2 protein-coding genes and 1 tRNA gene are annotated in these 2,321 nt (G+C 71.1%); 1 reads left to right on the top strand and 2 read right to left on the bottom strand.

Annotated elements, in window-relative coordinates; all coding sequences use genetic code 11:
- Window positions 1-42: 42 nt before the first annotated feature.
- A tRNA-Met gene (locus E8M80_RS25565) sits at window positions 43-119 on the top strand.
- Here the strand turns inward: E8M80_RS25565 and E8M80_RS25560 are convergent.
- Both E8M80_RS25560 and E8M80_RS25555 read right to left on the bottom strand, forming a co-directional pair.
- Window positions 76-1,836: a recombinase family protein gene (locus tag E8M80_RS25560; RefSeq protein ID WP_137128543.1), complete on the bottom strand. Its 1,761-nt coding sequence runs from the start codon at window positions 1,834-1,836 to the stop codon at window positions 76-78. The two genes, E8M80_RS25565 and E8M80_RS25560, sit on opposite strands and share 44 nt — an antisense overlap.
- Complete coding sequence (locus tag E8M80_RS25555; RefSeq protein WP_137128542.1) at window positions 1,833-2,018, bottom strand: hypothetical protein; 186 nt, start codon at window positions 2,016-2,018, stop codon at window positions 1,833-1,835. The genes E8M80_RS25560 and E8M80_RS25555 overlap by 4 nt, the downstream gene beginning before the upstream one ends.
- Between the last annotated feature and the right edge of the window lie 303 nt (window positions 2,019-2,321).

Genomic DNA, 2,321 nt, shown 5'->3' with positions numbered 1-2,321 from the left:
CCTCATCACCGTCCGCGGCAAACACAACACCGCAGACACCATCGCGGGGTGGAGCAGCCCGGTAGCTCGTCAGGCTCATAACCTGAAGGTCACAGGTTCAAATCCTGTCCCCGCATCCACTTTGACCGAACGCTCAGCAACAGGCCCGACGGCAACCGCCCTCGGGCCTTTCTCGCGTCCGCCCCCCACCACGCCAGCACGCGCCGGCAGCACCACGCCCGCCGCACGCAACATCGCCGTCAGCTCGCCGATCAACTCGAGCCGCGGCGCGCCGCCGGGCTCCACGGGGGCGTGCACCTCGACCCGGTCGACCAGGGCCCGGACTTCCTCCAGCACCTCCGTGCCGCCCTCGGCGGCCAGCGCCTCCCGTAGCCGGGTCACCCGCTCGCGATAGACGCCCGCGATGTTGGGGTGCAGCCGCGGCGGTATCGCCGAGCGCCCCGCCGTCGCGATCTCGGCCTCCAGGGTGGCCCGTCGCGCCTCCAACTCGTCGAGCTTGCCCTGCAGCCCCGGCGCCCGCAGGCCGTCGGCGATGGCGTCGATCAGCCCGGACAGCTTCCGACGCACGCCGTCCAGCTCGCGGCGCTTGCCGTCGATGCCGGCGGAGGACTCGGCCGCGAGCCGGTTCAGCTCGCGCGTAAACTCGGCGGCGAACTCGGCCACCAACTCCGGCCGCATGAGCTCGCTGCCCAGCGCCTCGAGCACCTGCGCCTCCAGCGCGCCGCGCCGCACGCTGCTCCGGTTGCCGCAGGGCCCATCCGCCGTGGCGACCCGGCAGGCCAGATAGTCCCGGCCCGCCGAGGCCATCGCCTTGCCGCAGTGGCCGCACATCACCTTGCCGGTCAGCAGGTGCCGCGGCCGTTTCTGCTCCCAGAAGCGCCGGCGTGGCGCGACACCGGTTTCGGCTGGCTCGACCTGCGCCCGCTGCGCATCGAGGCGCTGCTGCACCCGCTGCCAGAGTTCCGGGTCGATGATGCGAAGCGCCGGGATTTCCTCGACCACCACGTCGTCGGCACCGTTCTGCCGGGCCAGGCGCCGGCCCGTCGCAGGGTCCTTGATCCAGCGGCGCTGGTTCCACACTCGTTGCCCGGCGTAGAGCCGGTTCCTGAGGATGCCGGTGTCGCGCGCTGCCTGGCCGCGAATCGTCCCCGCCTGCCAGATCCCGCCGCGCGGGCCGGGGACGCCCTCGCGGTTAAGCGCTGCGGCGATAGATTTGGGGCCGACGCCGCCGGCGAAGTCGCGGAAAATCCGCTGGATGACGGATGCCTGCACCGGGTCGATCTCGCGCAGCCCGCGCTCGGGCTCACCGTCCCGCCCGGCCGGGCCGCGCACGACGCGGTAGCCGTAGCAGAGGCCGCCGCCGCTGCAGCCCTCACGGACGCGACCCTCGAGGCCGCGACGGGTCTTGTCGGCGAGGTCCCGCAGGAACAGTGCGCCCATCGTACCCTTGAGGCCGACATGCAGCTCGCTGATCTCGCCCTCGGCCAATGTCACGATCCGTACGCCAGCGAACTGCGCCTGCTTGAAGAATCCGGCGATATGCTCCTGGTCCCGGCTCAGCCGGTCCAGGCTCTCGGTCAGGACGACATCGATCTCGCCGCCCCGCATTGCCGACATCAACGCCTGATACCCTGGCCGCAGCGCGGTTGAGCCGGAAAGGGCGTGGTCCGGGTATACGGCGGTCACTTGCCAACCTTCGCGGCCCGCGCGCGCCCGACAGATCCGCACCTGGTCCTCGATCGAGGCATCGCGCTGGTTCTCCGAAGAGAACCGAGCATAGAGCGCGCAGCGCTGGCCCGCGGCGGCTGAGGTCGAAGCGGCGCGACCCGTAATCATCGGTAGCCCTCCTCCCAACGCTCCAGTTCAGCGGCGAGGGCGCGCTCGGCCCGGCCTGCGAGACGCGCGCGCCGCTCTGCGATTCGATCCCCGTGCCGAAGCGCGGCGTGCAGGCACGACGCCTCCGCATAGTACTGCACCGAGACCTCGGCCGAGTGCCCCATGACGTCGGCGGAATCCATCGCGAGCTCAGGAGAGCGGCGAGCGGCGCTCGCCCGCAACCATTTTCGGAAATCGTGCGGCCCATGCTGTCAATCGGCACGCAAACGGGACCCCCGATTGGAGTGGGCCCCTGGGGCCGGACATGGGTCAGGCTGCAGCTGGACACCTCCAGAAACCCTGCTGTCAGTGGGCGTGATGGTCGAGCGGTGGGTGCGTACCCAGCGCCGGGATGACAGGGCTGGGGCTGCCCGTGGATGTTTGCCGGGGTGCGCGGGTTACGGGTGCGGCAGTCCCAGAGCCTACGCCGTCGCTGGCCTGCTGCT

Origin of the sequence: Roseomonas sp. HF4 (assembly GCF_005222755.1) — a bacterium.
Taxonomy (GTDB): Bacteria; Pseudomonadota; Alphaproteobacteria; order Acetobacterales; family Acetobacteraceae; genus Neoroseomonas.
This window is presented reverse-complemented; position numbering and strand designations above follow the sequence as displayed.

Coding starts and splice junctions, on each gene's coding strand:
- E8M80_RS25560 (WP_137128543.1), bottom strand. CDS start 1,836: ATGATTACGGGTCGCGCCGCTTCGACCTCAGCCGCCGCGGGCCAGCGC.
- E8M80_RS25555 (WP_137128542.1), bottom strand. CDS start 2,018: ATGGATTCCGCCGACGTCATGGGGCACTCGGCCGAGGTCTCGGTGCAG.